Consider the following 17,816-nt stretch of genomic DNA (forward strand, 5'->3'; position numbering starts at 1 on the left):
CGCCCAGCCCACTCCTGCACTCCGAATTTCAACTGGAAGGATCCCCGTTTCATGTCCAATACTTTGTTCCGCACACTCGCCTTGTCCAGCGTGTTAGCCCTCGTCAGCTGCACCACTGCAAAGCCAACCGTATCGACGCCTGTCACCTCCAAGGCCATCGAAGCCTTCGTCGACATCTGTCTGAAGACCGCCCCCTCATTCGCCGGCTCTGCTGAAGCGGCCAAGCGGTTCGGCATCAACGACCTCCAGGACATGGGCTTCACGCGCATCGGCTTCACCGCGGACAAAAACCTCGCTGTGCAACTTTCCGAAAAGGAATGCGTCGTCACCACCCCGAAGCAACCCGACGACAGCCTGACCCGCCAACTACTGAGTGCCGCGCAGACTTACTCGCAAACGCCGGTAGCAGATCGTGTGCCATCGAAGGTGCGTATCCAGGACAACAACTTTATTCTTCAACATGACCGAAACGGCGGTGAAGCTTATGTGCTGTTGCGGAATAGGTAATTAGCACTCTTACCGGACATCACGGGCATTTTGGCGACGGTCTGTATCTGGCGGGCAAACTCGAGGAAATAAACCTCACGTGCCTCACCCTGCATGGCGGCGACTTCGTAACGGCCGCCAGATAATTCCACCAGGTCCCCCCCCAGGCCGCCGTTGGCAGCCCCACCAGCGAGACACCCAATGGAAAGGCTCTGCCTAAACGCTGCCGAAGCCCCTACCGCTGACAGATCCAGAAGCCCGCTGGACCGCAGCTGAAGGTGGCCCAGCGCTCGGGCGCGATCCCAATGAGTGGGCTATGGTTCAAGCGGCCGCTCGTCTTGACGTGCGTGAATAGCAAAACAGAAAGAAGGATAGGTTATGCACTCATCCGCTATTTTTCGTGCGACTGCGCCTGGTCGCTCCCTGCTTCTCTCACTGGGTCTGCTCGCTGCGGCTATCACCTCGGGCGCAGGGGCTGAGGATTATCCCCACGCCCAGGAACCGATTGGCACCGTGGAGCAGATCTATGACGGCGCCATGCTCCCCGATCTGGCGGTCAGTACCTACCGCAACATCGACCGGCTGTTCCCCACCCACAGGATCAAAGCCGGCGATCACCCGTATGCGCTGCCGAAATCAGACAAACAGTTGCCCAACGTTCGCTTCACTGTCGGGGACAAAAAGTACGACCTGTACGACTTCGTCGCACTGGATAGCATTACGGCAATGCTCGTGCTCAAGGACGGCAAGATCGTGTTCGAGACCTATCAGCGTGGCAACACCGAGAAAACCCGATGGATGTCGATGTCGATAGCCAAATCCATTACCTCCACACTAGCGGCTGCAGCGATCAAGGACGGCCTTATCAAGGGCCTTGATGCGCAAGTGGTGGATTACGTTCCCGAGCTCAAGGGCAGCGCCTACGAAGGCGTGACCGTGCGCGACGTGCTGATGATGTCTTCGGGCGTGAAGTGGAACGAGACCTACACCGATCCAGCGTCCGATCGTCGCGCGCTACTCAAAGCGCAGATATCGCAGAAACCACGTTCGGCCATGGCCTTGATGGCAAGTTTGCCGAGAGCTGCCGAGCCCGGCACGGCCAACACTTACAGCACTGGCGAAACGCAGGTACTCGGCGAGATCGTCCGTGGCGCGGTGAAGATGCCGCTGGCCGATTATCTGTCGCAGAAGATCTGGCAGCCGTTCGGTATGGAGAGTGATGCCCGGTGGTGGCTCGATTCGCCTGACGGCGTGGAAATCGGTGGCAGCGGTATCAGCGCCACGCTGCGCGATTATGGACGCTTCGGGCTGTTTTTCATGAACGGCGGCAAGATTAATGGCACATCGATTCTGCCTGAAGGCTGGGTCAAGGAGGCGACGCTGCCGACCAAACTCAAAGGCGGCAAGTCCCTGGACTACGGTTACATGTGGTGGACGGCGTGGACCGAGCCGTCGATGAAAGACGGCGCCTATTCGGCGGTCGGTATCCAGGGCCAGAACATCTATATCAACCCTGCCAATAACGTGGTGATTGTCACCTTTGGTGCCCAGCCCAAGCCGGTTGACAAAGAGCCGATTGACCCGATGGTATTCTTCGATGCCGTGGTAGCTGCGTTGAAGTAAATTCGCGCCTCGGATGACGTCGGTCTTTGCGGCGTGGAAGGACACTGCGGGGGTGTTGACAGTGCCCGAAGTATAGCGGGCACTGCTTCTTAATAGATGGGAAAAAGGCTTACCTGCCTGCTTACCAGCTGTAACTCACTTTGGCGGTAATCTCGCGCCCCGGGTTGTAGAAGTTCGCTGTGCCGGAACCGACCACGTGCTGCTCATCCAGCAGGTTGCTGACGTTCACCGCAAGGTCAGTGCCCTTGGCAATCTCGTAGTTGAAGGCGGCGTCGAACAGTGTGGTGCCATCGCTTTTGCCGGAGTTGGCTGCATCGAAGTAATAAGAGCCGACGTAGCGCGCACCCAAGCCAACGCTGACATCAGTGCCGGGCACGTCGTAATAGCTCCAGAGCGAAGCGGAATGCTTGGGTGCCGTGGAGAACTCATTACCCTTCAGCGAGCTGCCGTCGTACAACGAACCGCGCAGTACCTCGGACTCCATATAGGAATAGCCACCGATCAGGCTGAGGTTCTGTGTCACCTGCGCCTTGGCCTCCAGGTCGAGGCCACGCGCCCGCGATTCGCCCACCGTCTGTTGCTCGATGATGCCGCTCGGCAGCACCACGGCGATGGTGACGTTTTCCTGGGTCAAGTCATAAACAGCTGCGGAGAACAGTGCGTCCATCCCCATCGGCGCGTACTTCACGCCCACTTCGTACTGCGTGCCCGTCTGCGGTGTTACGCCAACCTGAGGCGGTGAGACGGATTCCACCATGCTCACATAGGTGGACACCTCATCGTTGACGATATAGGTCAACGCACCTCGGTAGGAGGTTTCGGAGAAGTTGTCTTTCTCAGTCGATTGCAAGCCTTTGCTGGTCAGGTCCATCGAATCGTTGCGCATACCCGCGGTGACGATGAAACGCTCGTAGAACGACAGGTTTTGCTGAAGGAATACGGCCTTGGTGGTCGCGTCTCGCTTGTTGACGGCATACGGCGCGATTGAGCGTGAAACGCCAGTAAACACCGGATTGGCAATATCAATCGGGGTCGTCAGGGCGTAGACCGAGCTTTCCTTGGTGGTCGAATCGAGGTACTCCACGCCCACCAGGCTGCTGCTGTCGATGTTCTCGAAGCGGGCATCGTATTGCAGCATCAGATTGCCGTTGAACTGGTCGGCCTCAGTGTCCGTTCCAAACAGATACCGGTCGACGGCAGTACCGACACGTGCGGCGCTGTCGCTGAGGTAAACGTAGCCAAAATCATCGGTCAATTTGCTGTAGCGCAGATTGCTGCGCAGGACGAAGCCGTTGTCGAAATCATGGGTGACGTTACCGCTGAGGCTGGTGCGCTCGACATCATGGAAGTTGTAGCTGGGCTCACCATAAAACTTGCTGCGGTCGTATTCCTTGTCCAGCGGATAGCCGCCACTGTTGGGTGAACTTTCAGTTTTCAGATAGTCCAGAATTACGGTGGCTGACGTGTAATCCGTCGGTGCCCAGGTGAGGCCACCCATCACCAACCGGTTGTCGTCCTGTGAGTGATCGTACTCGCGGTCGCTGTTTTGGCCTTTGGCAGTAAAACGGCCAGCCAAGGTTTTCTCGTCGTTCAGCGCATCCCCCACATCGATGCCTGTCTCGACATGGTCAAACGAACCGTAGGTCACATAGCCTTGGCCAAACTGCTCGAAACGCGGCTGTTTGGTCACGAAATTCACCGAACCGCCCGGGTCCGCTGGGCCAAACAGCGTGGAGTTGGCGCCACGCAGAATCTCTATGCGTTCATAAGCGAATGGATCTTCGCGTACGCCGCGCATCGAACTCAGGGTCAAGCCGTCACGGTAGGTGGTGGCCTGGAAGCCCCGGATCTGGAAATAGTCGTTGCGATCATCCGTACCATAGAAGTCACTGACCACGCCCGGCGTGTATTGCAGCGCCTCTTCCGTGGTGCTGACGCTGCGTTGCTCCATTTCCTTGTTGGTAACAACCGACACCGATGCCGGTGTATTGAGAATGCTGGTTGCCACCTTGCCGCCAACCCAGAGCTCCTTGGCGACCACCGAGTTGGCATCGTCATCGGCACTGACCCTGACCTTGGCATTGATGATGAGAGGTGCAAGGCGGTATTCCTCGACGTCCGTTGCGTCGAGCTCCAGCGGGCCGGCGGGCTTTGGTTGAGGGATCAGTAGATAGGCATTCGGGCCTTGCTGTTCGATTTGCAATTCGCTCCCCTGCAGCAACGATGACAGCGCTGCCGACGTAACGAGCGTGCCATTCACGCCAGCAGTGCTGCGGTTCGCTACACTCGACGCGTCGAAGGAAAGACTGATGCCAGCCTCGCGCGCAAAGCGGTCAAGCGCCGGCGCCAGTGGGCCGGCAGCGATGTTCCACTGTTTGGCTTGATTGTTGTGGCCAGCGCTTGACGTTTGCGCCAGCGACGGCAATGCATAGCTGCTAACGATCAAACCCAAAATCGCACCTTGCAAGGCACGATTTAGTGGATGGCGCTGTGAAACAGGGGACGAACTCATTTTCTCGCTCCAAGAAAGGACATCGGCAGACTGGCCTGTATTCCGGCCTTCCTTAGAGGTCGAACGAGAATGAGAAACTACCTCATTATTTTTCAGCTGATACAAAGTTTGGATGGGTTCAGGTGGCAGCGGTCACGGTCACCCAATAACGGGTTCGATAATCAATGTGCAAGTGCAATGACTGCGCGATCAATGCCAGCACCTGGTCGTTGTCGGCGAGCTGGAAGGTGCCGGAAACGCGACGATCAGCGACTTCTTCGGCGCAGCGCAGTACTCCGGGGCGATAACGCGACAACTCCGCGATGAAATCATCGAGGCGCATATTGCGCGCACTGATCACCCCGTCACCCCAACTCCATAGATCAAGGCCGTTGTCCCTGAACATTCGGGTGCCGCTTGATGTGAACAGCAGCTGATTTCCAGCCTGGACGCTGCGGCTCGCAGGACTCTGACTGGAGCCGGGGAACACCGTGACTGATCCTTCCCGAGCCGCGACCAGAGTGCCATCGTCAAGCTCGCGTGCCAGAAAGCGGGAACTCTGAGCGCGCATGATCCCGTTACGTGATTGCACCCAGAACGGTCGTGCTCGAGGCGAGTGTTGATCCGCGCCGACATTCACGATGATTTCACCACGTCGAAGGATTATCAGGCGTCGCTGGGCGTCGAAATCGCTGTCGACGGCGCTATCGCTATTGAGCTGGATAAGGCTGCCATCATCGAGTTGGAAGCGTCGTTGCTCGCCGGTACTGCTGCGCTGCTGCGCAAGCATGGCGGGTACGGGTGTATAGTCCCGGCCGAGCCAGGCTGCCGTGCTGACAGTAGCCAATAGACCCAGTAACTTCAGGCTTTCCCGCCGCCGCATTCCATGACGGGTACCATTAAGGGTTTGCCGGGCCAGTTGAGCTGGCACGCCTGCAAATTCATCCCCAAGCGTATCCACACGCTGCCACGCCAACACGTGCTCTGGGCGCTGCTGCAGCCAGTGCTCAAAAGTGCGCTGTGTTTGCTCATCGGGTTGATTGAAGCGAAGGCGCACTTGCCAGTGGATCGCCTGGTCGACAACGGCCGGATCCAGCGCCTGCGACTCACGCCTCGACATAACGCAAGCGATAGCAGTGTTGCAGGGCTATGGCCAGGTCGCGTTCCACCGTCGCACTGGAAACACCCAGCTTTTCGGCTATTTGCGCGCAGGTCAAACCGTCGAGCCGGGCAAATAAAAACGCTTGGCGAACTCTCGGCTTAAGCATATCGAGCATGCGGTCTATGCGCTCAAGCGCATCAAGAATCAGCAGTCGGCGTTCTTCCGAGGGAACCTCGTGTTGAGGCAGCAACGTGATGCTTTCCAAGTAGGCACGTTCGAGTTCGCGACGACGATACTGATCAATCATCAGTCCGCGGGCGATACTGCTCAAATAGGCGCGTGGTTCACGCAAGGGGCTGGACTGACGGGATTTGAGCAGACGTACAAAGGTGTCCTGCGCCAAATCTGCTGCGTTATCGCGACATCCAATGCGTCGGATCAGCCAACCTTGTAACCACGAGTGGTGGGTGCGATAGAGCAGCCCTAGATCTGCAGTACCTAGTGTTTCATCGCTGCGCATCGGAATACCGGCAAGTATATGATTGATAATTAATCGCATTCTACTCGCGCGATAGGCCTCAGGTAAATACGTGGCGCTCAGCGTCCGCTTTTGGGCAAACGCTGTGATTCAACACCCGCCGCCCTTCCAGCGATGACAAAGGATCTGCCCGCCGCCGCACACCGCGCCGCAGTCGTTGCTGCTGGTGGCCGAGCGACGGAACGGCCCGCACACCGTGCCTGGACAGGATGCCGTGTGAGCTTCTGGCTCAAACGATTGGGATCATGTTGCTGATGATCTCCCGCGTGTGGCTCGCCAGGTCCTTGCTATTCATGCTTGCCACGACATCCGCCTCGATGGGCGGGTGGGCGACGATGCTGACGTCAGTGGAGCGCAATGAATTGTAGGCAACGTCTCTGACAGCGGAGCAGATCGTCACGGGAACGATCCCCACCCCCATGTCCTTGGCGAGCCGGAACGCGCCGCTCTTGAAAGGTAACAAGTTCCCGCCATTGTTCCGGGTGCCTTCAGGGAAAATCCAGAGGGACGTATTGTTGGCCGCGACATTCTTGGCCACCTTGCGCATGCTCTGGATCGAGGCCCGCGGATTGCTTCGGTCAATGAACAGGCTGCCGGTCAGCCAATACAATTGCCCCACCAGGGGCAACCACTTGAGCGATTCCTTCCCGACAATGACCGTGCCTGGCTTGAGCGCCTCGGCAACGATCATCACGTCATAGTTGCATTGATGGTTGACCACGTAGATATACGGCTTGCCCTCGGCAATCGTGTTGAAGCCCCTGACAGCGACACGAACCAAAAATATTCGATTGATCACCGAATAGGCGCGGCAGGCGACGTGCAGGTTCCGGTTCTTCTTCGGATTGATCAACATGAACACACATAAAAATGGAAAGCTCAGGACGATGAACAGCCCGACCAACAGCCATCTCACTACCAGAATCATACGTCACCCACCTTGCTTGAATCCCTTGAACCCTTGGCAGCACCGGCCTGGGCTTCGCTACACCCCACCAATGCGATGCCATAGAAGCCTTCCTCATCGACACACGCCATTACCCCAACATCGCCGGCCTTGACCGATTGCGCCAAGTCGGCGAGTTGGTAGGCTCCGACCAGGGACAGGCTCAATGCTTTTGCCCGTTGCAGGACAGCGAGTTTTTCCCCGAATGCCTGGCCGAGATCGTCCAGGGCGGCCCGCCACGATTCCGCTACCGACACGCTGACCTGACCGAGTCTATCAAGCGCCACCCCATTGCCTGCCACGAACGTGAGTATCAGGTCGCCCAGGCTGGCCCCGCTCGTGGGGAACAAGCGCCCGGTCACGCAGGACCTGACCACCGGCCCCGGCGTTTGCGGATCGGAACAGGTTCGGAGACTGAAAATCGCGGCGGTATCGATTCGTTCTGCCGCGTCCAGCCCATGGCTGTCGGCATAAAGAGTACCGAATTCGCCGCTGAAGGTTTCCATGGCTGTCGCGTAGATCCGCTCGCAGTCCCCGCGCCTGGCGAATCGCAGCCCTTGCACCATCGCGCTGTAGAAGCTCAGTTCCTTGGCGCAGAGCGAAACGTTGGCACCCTTGATGCCGTATTTGATCGCCAACTGCCCCACCGAGGAATTTATGACGGTGTTGGGGATCTGTGCCGGATTGACCTGGAATGCAAAACGACTTTCGTTCGACTCCTTGATCAACTGGATGACGGTATCGATCGAACCGTTGGACGTGCCACCAATGACGGCCGCACGCGCCAGGGATTCGCCCTGGTTGGCATCCTCGATCAACGACATCGCCGCCAACAGCAACAGGGACTGTCGATCGAAGTTCTTCAACTCCCGGCTAGGCACCAGTTCGCCCGCCGTCAGGTCCCACCGGGGCGCCAGCCCATGATGCAACTCCGTGCCCCCTTGCTCGAATGCGCCGGGCATCCGCAACATGACCCAATCGTTTACGGCCAGTGCAACGATAGCGTCATTGCTCATTTGGGATTACCGAATACCAGGATTGAATTATTTCCGCCAAAAGCGAAGGCATTGTTGATGACCACGTCGACTTTTCCGGCCCTGAAACCCTCGCAAACCACGTCGATGGGTATTTCAGGATCCTGCTCGCTCACGTTGATCGTCGGCGGCAACCCTTCGCTGAGGGCAAGCATGCAGGCGATGGCACCGAAACCCGCCGCCGCGCCCATGCTATGCCCCATCATGGACTTGATCGAACTGACCGGTGGCGGTGAATGGCCAAAGACCGCCTCGATGGCCTTGTACTCGTTACTGTCATTGGCTGCCGTACCGGTGCCGTGGGCACAGATATAACCCACCGTCCCGGGCGGGACGCAGGCGTTTGCAAGTGCCGCCTTCATGCAGTCGCCAACGCTGTGATGATTGAGCCTCACCATGTGGTCCGCATCGCAATTCATCGCGAAGCCCAGCACTTCTGCATAAATGTGTGCTCCACGGCGAATGGCCCGTTCGTAACTTTCAAGCACCAGCGCGCTGCCGCCTTCGGAGGTCAGGACACCCTTGCGGCCGGCGTTGAACGGCGTGCAGTCCTTGTCGGTCATGCTGCCCAGGCGATGGAAGGTCGCGAAGGTGGCCTTGTACACTGCATCGCTCCCACCGCAGATGGCCAGCTCGCAGTCACCCGCCTGGATGGCCTCGTAGCCGAAGATCAACGCAGCATTACTGGCCGAGCAGGCATTGCCAATCGTCACGGCCTCGCCGGTGGAACCTATCGATCTGGCCACGTCTCGGCTGATCTCGGAGGCAAACGTGCGCCCCAGCGAAGCATGCAGGCCTGGCTGGGACTGCGCCATGGCCGTGACCATGTCGTCGATCAGGTTGGATTCACCATAAGTCGTGCCGAAGTAACAATTGACCCGCTTGCCAGCAATCGCTGCCCGCTCGATCCCGGCATCGGCAAGGGCGAGCCCGGTGGCGGCCAGGGCAAAATGACTCGGCGTACCCGATTCGGCGAACGCATCGAAATCAGCGACCCATTCAGCGATGGTGCCTTTCACCTCGCAGCCGTACTTTCTTTCGAAGCGCTGCGTGTCGATTTTCGACAGCGGCACGGTGCCGTTCACCCCTGTTTTCAAAGCATGGAAAAAGGCCTCTTTTCCGACCCCGATCGGACTGACCGGCCCCAGGCCCGTCACCACCACCCTTGTGCCCTTACCGGAGCTGTTCATGCACACTCAGCCTCAAGGGTCTTGTCGATAAACGAGAGTATCGAATCCACACTGGTGATCCTGGGGATGTAGGTTTCATCGACCCGCACCTGGAATGCACCTTCGATGCCGGCGAGGATTTCTATTCCCGACATCGAGTCGGCGCCATAAGCTTCGATGAAGTCCTTGTGGTTCTGGATTTCTTCGGCGTTGACCCCCAAGGCCTGGGAAACGATTTCCTTGATTTTTGCTTCGTGAACGTGAGTCATGAGACCTCCTGGAATGACGCAATCAAATAATGAAAGGAATGACCTTGAAGCTGTCGGCCTGATAACGAACGTAGGATTGGCCAAAAAAACCGACCAACATTTTCTCTTCGCCGTCGACCCGTTTAAGAATCAAGGCCAGTGCAACGGCGAAGATGATCGCCGCCGCGTATACGCTGGCGTACAAGCTGAATCCGGTCACAATGAGCAGCGTGCCGAAATAGGCTGGGTGGCGGATGTAGCGGAAGGCGCCCGCGCGGATCAACTCATGGTCATCCAGCACCCGCAGCGAATGGGAAAAGTGCCGTCCCAATATGATCTTTCCATGGGCTCGAAGGCCGATGCCGCACAGGATCAGCAGCGATCCGGCCAATTGCAGCATCGCATCGCTGCGCGTCAGTAACTGCAGCAGCATGACGATCGCGATGGCGCACGACACCATGAAGCCACTTTTCAGGCCTTTGTCGAATTGGCTGCCGCTGTCGGTTTCGCGCAGGAAATAAAACTCTGCGGCGAGCAGGATGGCGGCCATGACGACTGACTGGAACAACGCAAACCCCGTGCAGACATGCAGCACCCAAGAGGCGCATGCGACCGGCACCAGCAAACTGGCGGCGACATCAATCCTGAACGTTTTCAAAATAAGCCCCCACCAATACCGATAACGTTGAACGAGTCATGATCACTCTCACATCCTTTTCGACCCGCCAGGGGTATACGAACAAGTCATTGAAGCGCGCCCAGGGAAACAACTTGCGCTGGCGCCTGAAGGCATCGACGAAAGACAGCACCTTGTAGATCCTGAACAGTGTGCGCACCTTTACCGTGCGTAGCCTCGCCCGGCCTTCGGCGCCCTGGAGCCGGCGGTACACCTCGTCGACCAGATCGTTATAGGTAACTGTGTCGTCGCTCAGCAGATAGCAGGTTTGCAAAGTCCGTTCGGGAGGACGTGAGAGCCATTGGCGGATGGATCGGGCAATGCTCTCCACGCCAATGACGTGCAAGGCTGGAAGTTCGCTGGTGACCAATGGCAGTAACTTCAATTTGCACATCGAAATCATCGGCAGCAGGTTTTTATCGTGGCGGCCCAGTACCGTCGGCACCCGTAGGATCACGCCCTGCACTTTGTGGTCATTGGCACGAATAACCTGCTCGGCCGCCCATTTGTCGTCCGCGTACGCGTCCCGCCTTTTCTCCGGGTTATAGGCCTTGACGCTGCTCAGGTGGAACAGGTTTTTCTTATCGAGCGGGCCGACTCGGATGGACGCCATTATCTGTTGGGTCAGTGTCTCGTTATTGGCACGGCTCGGCCCCAGGCGACTGAGGCCGATGCCCGTGCAATTGACAATGAAATCGTGATCTTTGACCAGTTCGATAAACGCCCCAGAGCCGACCTCGCACACCGCAAAACCCGCCTTTGGCGAACGCGAATGGCGGGTAACCCGCAGGTCTTGTTCCTGCCTGAGGATTTCGTAGACACCCTGCCCGATAAAACCACTGGCGCCTAAAAGCAGTACCTTCTTCACCTGTCAGTCATCCTTTTCCAGGCGCTAAAGCCTCAACCGTAAAACACCCCGAGCGATACACCGTACGGAACTGCATGCCCTGTTTTTGCAGCGTCTTGCGCACGGTCCTCAAGAACATGCCGTGGGAGACCACGACCGTGGTCTCCCCGGTCCTGGTGCAGGCGGTATAAAGCTCATCGGCCACCTCCACGGCACGCAGGTGTTCCGATCTTCGGGATGCGGCCCCCAACGAAATCCCCATCAGCCAGAGCACGCGATGCAAGGCGAACCATTGCCTCAAGCCCATCTTCAACAAAGGCACGCGACCCAGCCGCAGGTCGAATTCCTTCAATCGGTTGTCTTGCCGGATACGTCCGGCATCGAACAGCCGGCAGGCCGTGGCATAGGCTCGGTTGATCGGCGATGAAATGATGTTCAGCCCTGGCGTCATCAACGGCCCGGACAACTCCGCACGACTCAGGAAATCGGCAATTTCGGTCTCGTCGATCGACGAAGTCTGGTTGTACTCATCCAGCAGCACTTTGGCCGAGACAGCACCGCAGCGTCCGTAGTCGATCAGGGGGGTGGCGTGGCGTATCAGATAAATCACAGTAAATAGGCACCAGTGATAATGGCATTGCCGACCATGAACAAGAACGGCGTATCCCACGTGTGAGGGGACTTCGCTTCGGTCAGGGTCAGCGCGAGAGGAAAAACGGCGCACAGCAATACGAACTGATGCACTGCGAAGTAATCCTTGAACAACACGCAAAACAGCATCGACATCACAAACACGGTGGCCGAGCCTTCCAGGGTCCTTTTGAATGTCTTGTCGACAAAAAAACCTTTGGTCGTATATTCGTGTTTTCCAAACCTGATACCGACAGGCTCCGCCAGGCCGTCACCAAACGTCGTCGCCAGGATCGTGATGTAGAGCAGTTCCAGCGGGACGCCGATGGCCAGCCAGATATATTGCGTCACCCACAACACCAACAAGCCCGCGACCGTCTGGCTCACCAACCAGGACAGCGTGTTCGGTGCGTCTTCTGGCCGGTCAATACTGGCGAACATTTGTTGCGCGGTCAGCGACCGACGGCGTGACCAGCCACACATGGCAAAGAACAGGATGGCGGTGGACAGCGCCGAGAGCAGCAGCCGTTCATGGGTGTCCTGGATATTGAACAACGCAAAAAACAGACTGGGCAGCATGAACATCGCAAAGTGCCCGACCTTCCTCGTGTAATTGACGCGCACCCCTCGGTTGATGACCAGCAGCCCCAATCCCTTGCACAGCATGAAGTAGAAAAGAACGATACTTAACAGCGCCGACCCCACTTGAATCATTTCGTTTTTCGTCCGTTCAAATGATCTGGCGCAGCGCATCGATGCAATAGTCCACATCGCTCTGGGTGTGGTTGTAAGTCAGGCACAACCTGATCCTGGACTGGTGTTTCGGCACGAACGGCGGCACGAACAACGACCCCATGATCCCTTTCCCAACCAACCCGGCGTTGACCCGTGCAGCTTCCATCGGGTCCTTGAACACCACCGGAATCACCGCTGTTTTCGAATAAAGCTTGTCGACACCGAGCGCGTCGATTTGCTCATGGGTGTAGCGAGTGAGTTCAGCGAGCCCGGCCCGGCGCATGCTTCCTTCCGTGGCATTGATCTCCAACGCGGTGCAGGACGCCGAGGCAACGCCTGGCGAAACCGAGCGCGAAGCATTGTAGGTCGGGCATCGGAACCTGACTTTTTCCGCGAACACCTCGTCCTTGAACACCACGAAGCCGCCCGATGAGCCGAACGCCTTGCTCATGGTGCCGACAATGTAGTCGATGTCCGAGAGCACCCCGGCCGCTTCGCAGGCACCTTGGCCGCTGTTGCCCAGCATGCCAACGCCGTGCGCGTCGTCGATGTAGATTTCCAGCGCCGGATGGAGTTGCTTCAAGCGGGTGATTTTCTCGAGATTGGCGACGTCGCCGTCCGCCGAGAACACCCCGTCGGTCACGATCAGGATTTTCTTGTCCAGGTTCAGCAGGACCAATTGCTCCAACATTTCGATGTTGGCATGACTGTAGGCCCTGAAGGGGCTGCCCGATAACTTCACTCCGTCCCAGATGGAAACGTGGGACAGCTTGTCGAGCAGGATCAGGTCGGCGCGCTCAGCCGCCAACGGAATAACGCCGAAGTTCGCCTGGTAAGAGGTGGTGAACATCAACGCGGTGCGCCCGGTATACAGCTCGCTGTAGCGCTGCTGCAAACGCTCGTGGTACTCGGTGAAACCGCTGAAAATCATGGGTCCGCCAATGTTCGAGCCGTACTTCTGGATGGCGGAAATGGCCGACTCTTTCATGCGCGGGTGATTGGAAAGCCCCAGGTAATCGCACGATGCAAAATTCAGCATCGTCCGGCCATCCAACAGCGTCATGTCCCGGCCGCACGCCGAGCGCACTTGAGGGAAGTACGTGTAGAAACCCAACTCTTTCGATTTGAACGCGACGTCATCAATACGCATAAAACTCTCACTTAACCGATGCGGTGTATCTAAAAATGCGATAGACCCTTTCGGTGCAAATGCCATCGCGGGTGAGGTGGCGCATCGTTCGAAGCACCATGACGTTATCCTCGAGCATCCAGGACACACTGATTTTGCTGCGGCCCATCTGGTGCAAGGCGATGGCGGACAATTTCAATGTCAGCGCAACCGACAGGCCTTTCTTCTGATATTCCGGAGCCACCCCGGTAAAGAACGCGCGGCCATATAACCCCTGCTCGTTCATTGCCGGAGCAAACATGGTGAAGCCAAGGATTTCGCCGTCCTGTTCGGCAATCAGTGCCGACATGTCCTTGATGTTGCGAGCCGCCACTTCAAATTGCCCGGCGGTAGAAGGACTGAAACCCCAGTTCCGTTGCCATGCGCGGTTGTAGCAGTCGGCCAACGCTTGACTCTTGGCGACCAACTCGTCCTGGCCATAACGATGAAACTGAATACCCGCCAAGCGCCGGGTCAGTTTTTCTTCCAGGTCGTGCTGTTGGTAGCCCTCGGCTGGGGGCTCGAAGACAATTTCAATCAGGTCCTTTGCCTTTTCGCAGCCGGCCTCGATAAAGGCGTCAGCTAGCTCAGGGCTGTTGGACGGCAACGAAAACACATTGAAGTCCGACTCGAATGTTCGCAAACCGCGCTCAACGAGGAACGAACTGTGGAGAGGCCCCACCAGCTCCGTCACCTGTCCGGGCAACAACCCCGTGTCGTTTATGTACTCGACACAACTGCCCAACAGCTGTTTCAGCATGCTCGCCAGCGGCAAGGCCATCAGCGTGGAGAAATACGCGTTGCCCAAGCCATTGACCGTGTCTTGCCGATCGAAATGCACGATGCAGAACGCGACGACCTCGCCCTCTTCATCCCTCCACGCCACCGGCACATTGTGCTCGGTCGCCGAGTAGGTGCAGGCCGTGGTGACCCGCTGCTCAAGTTGTTGCCGAGAGCGCCCCACGGCCGAAATACGTGCATCCAGGCGTACCAGGGCATCCCAGTCGCACGCCGCCAAGCCCGATACTCTACTCATCAATTATTCCAACCATGATTCGCGATGATGACTAGGCGGCCTGAGACAAAGCGCTGGTGGTTTCGTCGTCGATTTCGATCCAGAAAGGCACGACACTTTTATTGTCGATAAGCCGTGGCGCCGAAATCCTTCGGGTGTTGACGCCCATCCGCTTCAACAGACGCTCGTTGCCCACGGCTGTAAAGGCAATCAGCCGAAACGCGCCTTTCGAACGTGCGACGTCGATGACTTCCTTGACCAGCTTCACTGTATTTCGCCAAGCTTGCTCAGCCGTCAGTACTTGCCCTTTCGGCTTGCTGATGGCGAACCGGGAAAGTTCCCATATCTGCGGCGACGAAGGCAGCGGATTGCTTCCCATCAAATACGGGAAAACATCCCCCAGCAGATAAGGCCGATGCGTGGGAATCAATCGAGCACAACCGAAGATCTCCTGATTGTCATCACAGGCCAGTACATACACTGTGTCAGAACGATCAAAGGCGTCTAATTCAATTCCTTTTTCACAAGCCAAAGGCCAGCCTAACTCTTTAACGAATACTTGGTATCTATATTTAGCCAGTGCAGCTTCCATTCCTGGCAAAAGATCGCTAACAGTCCCTGTTACCGCGGTCAGCATAACTACCTCCTGACGAAAATTATTCCGCCAGTACAACAAACCGGGCTCTTTGTGGGTAGCTGCCCGAATGGGCAGGCCAGGTAAATCAGCGTGTCGCCACACGGTACTTCTTGAAAATAACGAACTGTATCCACGACAAAAGAATAGTCCCGTCTCTTGCCAGCCTTTCTAGCACTTTCGTACTAAAAAATTCGCCATTAGCTCTGCCCGCTATTGCTCTATCTAGACGCATCGGCGATGCCGAATGTTTGCAAGCGTCGTGCTGCTGGCCTTATCGGCTGAAGGATTGCCGTCGGAAGGCCTCTCCATCTCCCGGCAGCGTTTCAATCCTGTATGATGTGCCCCGCTCTTGTCACGAAAGAGCGCTGACCACGGAAGGTAATATTGGTGATTGATTGGCGTGAAGACTTTATAGCGCGTGTGGCTGGCTGCACTTACGAAAACCAGCTATTTAACGAGCTCGTTAAAATTACAAGAAACTTAGGCTTCGAATTTTGTTCTTATGGATTAAGACTAAGTTCGCCGTTAGCGCCGACGCAATACTTTCTGCTTTCAAATTACCCGGACGCCTGGGAAAAAAAGTACATTGCCGGCGATTATTTCTCCCAAGACCCCACCGTTGAACATGGACTGACCCGTTCGATTCCATTGCGCTGGTCTGCGCAGCAGCAAAATCCAGGGCGCGGGTTCTGGGAAGAAGCGCGGCATTACAACCTCAACCATGGCTGGTGCCTTTCTTCGCGGCGCGAACATAACTCGATCGGTCTGCTCTCCGTCTCCCGCTCAAGCGAACGCATTTCAATACAGGAAATGGAAAGCAAAGAGACCAAGCTGATTTGGCTGACTCATCTGGTACATGAGGCCATGGCGCAGTTTTTCTTCGCAAAAACCAGGGTTGATACTTACAAGCCACTGACCGCCCGGGAGAAGGAAATACTCAGGTGGACGGCATCGGGAAAAACCTATGTCGAAATCGGGATCATCCTGAACATCGACATACGAACGGTGAAGTTCCATCTGGTGAATGCGATGCGCAAATTGCGGGCGTCGAACAAGACTGAAGCGGCGGTCAAGGCGTCGTTATCTGGCTTGTTGTCCTGAGACACCAATGTTCTGAAGCCCGAATGATGACCGCGCCTCTCATGGGAAGGCGTGGCCAGTGCAAGCCTCGGTTACCTAAGCGCTAACGTGTAGCTGTACTTTTCTGCCGTGGAAACCATGGTCGGCTTTTTCAACAGAATCGGCCGAAAGCTGCCTGTCGACATGAATACCGACATTTTCTCAGGCACAAAAAAAACCACTCATCTGAGTGGCTTTTTTAAATCTTGGAGCGGGAAACGAGACTCGTATCTGGTGTCCGACTCGTTGAAATCTAAGGATTTTGTTTTCTTGCAAAAGCAGGAAAAGACTTAATTCTGGACTCGTTTTCTGGGAGTATCAAGGCCAAGAAGGAATTCCGGCTGTGCCTTTACAGCACCTGAGGAGCATGCTCAGCCAGTGAGCGGAGTGACAGTTGTGTCCAGAACTCTCCGAAATCAATAAGAGGTGTCATGAGCAACTCGCGTGTACATCTGAATAAAACACAGGTGAATTTTTAGAGATCACCAACACTACATGAACATAATCCAGCGCCCACGCCGGGCAAATCTCATTCTCTGCATTCAAAATCGGAATTCCGGACGCCGTTTTGCAGGTGCAAACCACAACACTATCGCATGTTTTGATATACTCTAACTAGGCGAATCCATCTCCAAAATACTACCTCCGATAGCAACCAAGTAGGCCCCATAAGAAGGCTCTAGTTCGAGGATGACGATTAAACCATTTTCATAGTCCATTAGTTTCTTGTCTAGGAATGAGGAGAGTTCGGTGTTTCTTTCCAGATCGGCATCATCTACCTCATAGGCGTACTTGAGCAACGACCTGACCATACCTTCTGTGCCTGCCCCCCCTGCATAGATCACTTGCGCAACATTAATTATATTACCCTCTTTAAAATCCGTGACACGCAATTTTTCCAATTCATTCACTTTTATTATGATTTTTTTGTTCTGAGCGGATATTTCGATAGCCAGACTGTCATCAGCCACAGCAATAGATATAAGTTTTTCGTCATGGTAAGTACTAGATAACATAGCGATACTCATCTTTTAGGCAACGGACTATAAAGAGTGCTTATATTGCGGTCTTTGTATGTTGGAGGACCACCATCTGCAGATCTATCCCAATTATGGGTGTGATGGCTGTTCCCGATCCCTGACTCATTAGGGTGGGGGTCATCATAATCGACTTCAGGGAACCCATCGCTCCGTACCGGCGAGAGTTGCCCCCCGCATCCGGGTCTGTAGTTGATCCTGGCTCTCCTCGCCATGGCCGTCCCCGGGTTCGTTCACCTTTTTCAGCCTTTGAATCGCCGCCTGTGTCGGCCCCCTTTTCCCCGGCAGCTTCTTCATTACGATAGCCCGTGGAAT

General features: G+C 56.2%; 18 protein-coding genes. 3 read left to right on the plus strand and 15 right to left on the minus strand.

The window, feature by feature from the left end:
* Positions 1–51 precede the first annotated feature (51 nt).
* Both KSS97_RS17785 and KSS97_RS17790 read left to right on the plus strand, forming a co-directional pair.
* Positions 52–507 (plus strand): hypothetical protein, encoded by a 456-nt coding sequence (locus KSS97_RS17785; protein WP_030141800.1) that lies wholly within the window; start codon positions 52–54, stop codon positions 505–507.
* A 357-nt stretch (positions 508–864) separates the two neighbouring features.
* Positions 865–2,109 carry a serine hydrolase domain-containing protein gene (locus tag KSS97_RS17790; RefSeq protein WP_051066037.1) on the plus strand — a complete coding sequence of 415 codons (1,245 nt, stop codon included), beginning with the start codon at positions 865–867 and terminating at the stop codon, positions 2,107–2,109.
* 121 nt (positions 2,110–2,230) lie between these two features.
* Here KSS97_RS17790 and KSS97_RS17795 read toward each other — a convergent pair whose 3' ends face one another.
* From KSS97_RS17795 to KSS97_RS17860, 14 genes are all read right to left on the minus strand, one after another.
* Positions 2,231–4,621: a TonB-dependent siderophore receptor gene (locus tag KSS97_RS17795; RefSeq protein WP_217862053.1), complete on the minus strand. Its 2,391-nt coding sequence runs from the start codon at positions 4,619–4,621 to the stop codon at positions 2,231–2,233.
* 118 nt (positions 4,622–4,739) lie between these two features.
* Positions 4,740–5,720 carry a FecR domain-containing protein gene (locus KSS97_RS17800; RefSeq protein WP_030141803.1) on the minus strand — a complete coding sequence of 327 codons (981 nt, stop codon included), beginning with the start codon at positions 5,718–5,720 and terminating at the stop codon, positions 4,740–4,742.
* Entirely contained in the window at positions 5,707–6,222 is a 516-nt protein-coding gene (locus tag KSS97_RS17805) for a sigma-70 family RNA polymerase sigma factor (RefSeq protein ID WP_030141804.1), read from the minus strand. Before KSS97_RS17805 ends, KSS97_RS17800 begins: the two co-directional genes overlap by 14 nt.
* Before the next feature lie 247 nt (positions 6,223–6,469).
* Complete coding sequence (locus tag KSS97_RS17810) at positions 6,470–7,144, minus strand: lysophospholipid acyltransferase family protein (RefSeq protein WP_217859804.1); 675 nt, start codon at positions 7,142–7,144, stop codon at positions 6,470–6,472.
* 20 nt (positions 7,145–7,164) lie between these two features.
* Entirely contained in the window at positions 7,165–8,202 is a 1,038-nt protein-coding gene (locus tag KSS97_RS17815) for a beta-ketoacyl synthase N-terminal-like domain-containing protein (RefSeq protein WP_217859805.1), read from the minus strand.
* Entirely contained in the window at positions 8,199–9,410 is a 1,212-nt protein-coding gene (locus KSS97_RS17820) for a beta-ketoacyl-[acyl-carrier-protein] synthase family protein (protein WP_030141807.1), read from the minus strand. The genes KSS97_RS17815 and KSS97_RS17820 overlap by 4 nt, the downstream gene beginning before the upstream one ends.
* Positions 9,407–9,658 carry an acyl carrier protein gene (locus tag KSS97_RS17825; RefSeq protein ID WP_217859806.1) on the minus strand — a complete coding sequence of 84 codons (252 nt, stop codon included), beginning with the start codon at positions 9,656–9,658 and terminating at the stop codon, positions 9,407–9,409. Before KSS97_RS17825 ends, KSS97_RS17820 begins: the two co-directional genes overlap by 4 nt.
* A gap of 22 nt (positions 9,659–9,680) precedes the next feature.
* Complete coding sequence (locus KSS97_RS17830; RefSeq protein WP_202334958.1) at positions 9,681–10,295, minus strand: methyltransferase family protein; 615 nt, start codon at positions 10,293–10,295, stop codon at positions 9,681–9,683.
* The gene (locus tag KSS97_RS17835) at positions 10,276–11,181 is read right to left on the minus strand and encodes an NAD-dependent epimerase/dehydratase family protein (RefSeq protein ID WP_030141810.1); all 906 of its coding nucleotides are present in this window, start codon (positions 11,179–11,181) and stop codon (positions 10,276–10,278) included. The genes KSS97_RS17830 and KSS97_RS17835 overlap by 20 nt, the downstream gene beginning before the upstream one ends.
* 7 nt (positions 11,182–11,188) lie before the next feature.
* The gene (locus tag KSS97_RS17840) at positions 11,189–11,770 is read right to left on the minus strand and encodes a histidine phosphatase family protein (protein WP_030141811.1); all 582 of its coding nucleotides are present in this window, start codon (positions 11,768–11,770) and stop codon (positions 11,189–11,191) included.
* On the minus strand, positions 11,767–12,504 hold the full coding sequence (locus KSS97_RS17845; protein WP_198795752.1) for a diacylglycerol/polyprenol kinase family protein: 738 nt from the start codon (positions 12,502–12,504) through the stop codon (positions 11,767–11,769). The genes KSS97_RS17840 and KSS97_RS17845 overlap by 4 nt, the downstream gene beginning before the upstream one ends.
* Before the next feature lie 16 nt (positions 12,505–12,520).
* Positions 12,521–13,675 (minus strand): aminotransferase class I/II-fold pyridoxal phosphate-dependent enzyme, encoded by a 1,155-nt coding sequence (locus KSS97_RS17850; RefSeq protein WP_030141813.1) that lies wholly within the window; start codon positions 13,673–13,675, stop codon positions 12,521–12,523.
* 7 nt (positions 13,676–13,682) lie between these two features.
* Entirely contained in the window at positions 13,683–14,729 is a 1,047-nt protein-coding gene (locus tag KSS97_RS17855) for a GNAT family N-acetyltransferase (RefSeq protein ID WP_202334957.1), read from the minus strand.
* Between the two features lie 31 nt (positions 14,730–14,760).
* The gene (locus KSS97_RS17860; RefSeq protein ID WP_198795750.1) at positions 14,761–15,345 is read right to left on the minus strand and encodes an acyl-homoserine-lactone synthase; all 585 of its coding nucleotides are present in this window, start codon (positions 15,343–15,345) and stop codon (positions 14,761–14,763) included.
* A gap of 387 nt (positions 15,346–15,732) precedes the next feature.
* Between KSS97_RS17860 and KSS97_RS17865 the strand changes: the two genes are divergently transcribed.
* Complete coding sequence (locus KSS97_RS17865; RefSeq protein ID WP_030141816.1) at positions 15,733–16,446, plus strand: helix-turn-helix transcriptional regulator; 714 nt, start codon at positions 15,733–15,735, stop codon at positions 16,444–16,446.
* A 629-nt stretch (positions 16,447–17,075) separates the two neighbouring features.
* Here KSS97_RS17865 and KSS97_RS17870 read toward each other — a convergent pair.
* Positions 17,076–17,480 (minus strand): hypothetical protein, encoded by a 405-nt coding sequence (locus KSS97_RS17870; protein WP_217859807.1) that lies wholly within the window; start codon positions 17,478–17,480, stop codon positions 17,076–17,078.
* Positions 17,481–17,816: the final 336 nt, after the last annotated feature.

Origin of the sequence: Pseudomonas alvandae (genome assembly GCF_019141525.1) — a bacterium.
GTDB lineage: Bacteria > Pseudomonadota > Gammaproteobacteria > Pseudomonadales > Pseudomonadaceae > Aquipseudomonas > Aquipseudomonas alvandae.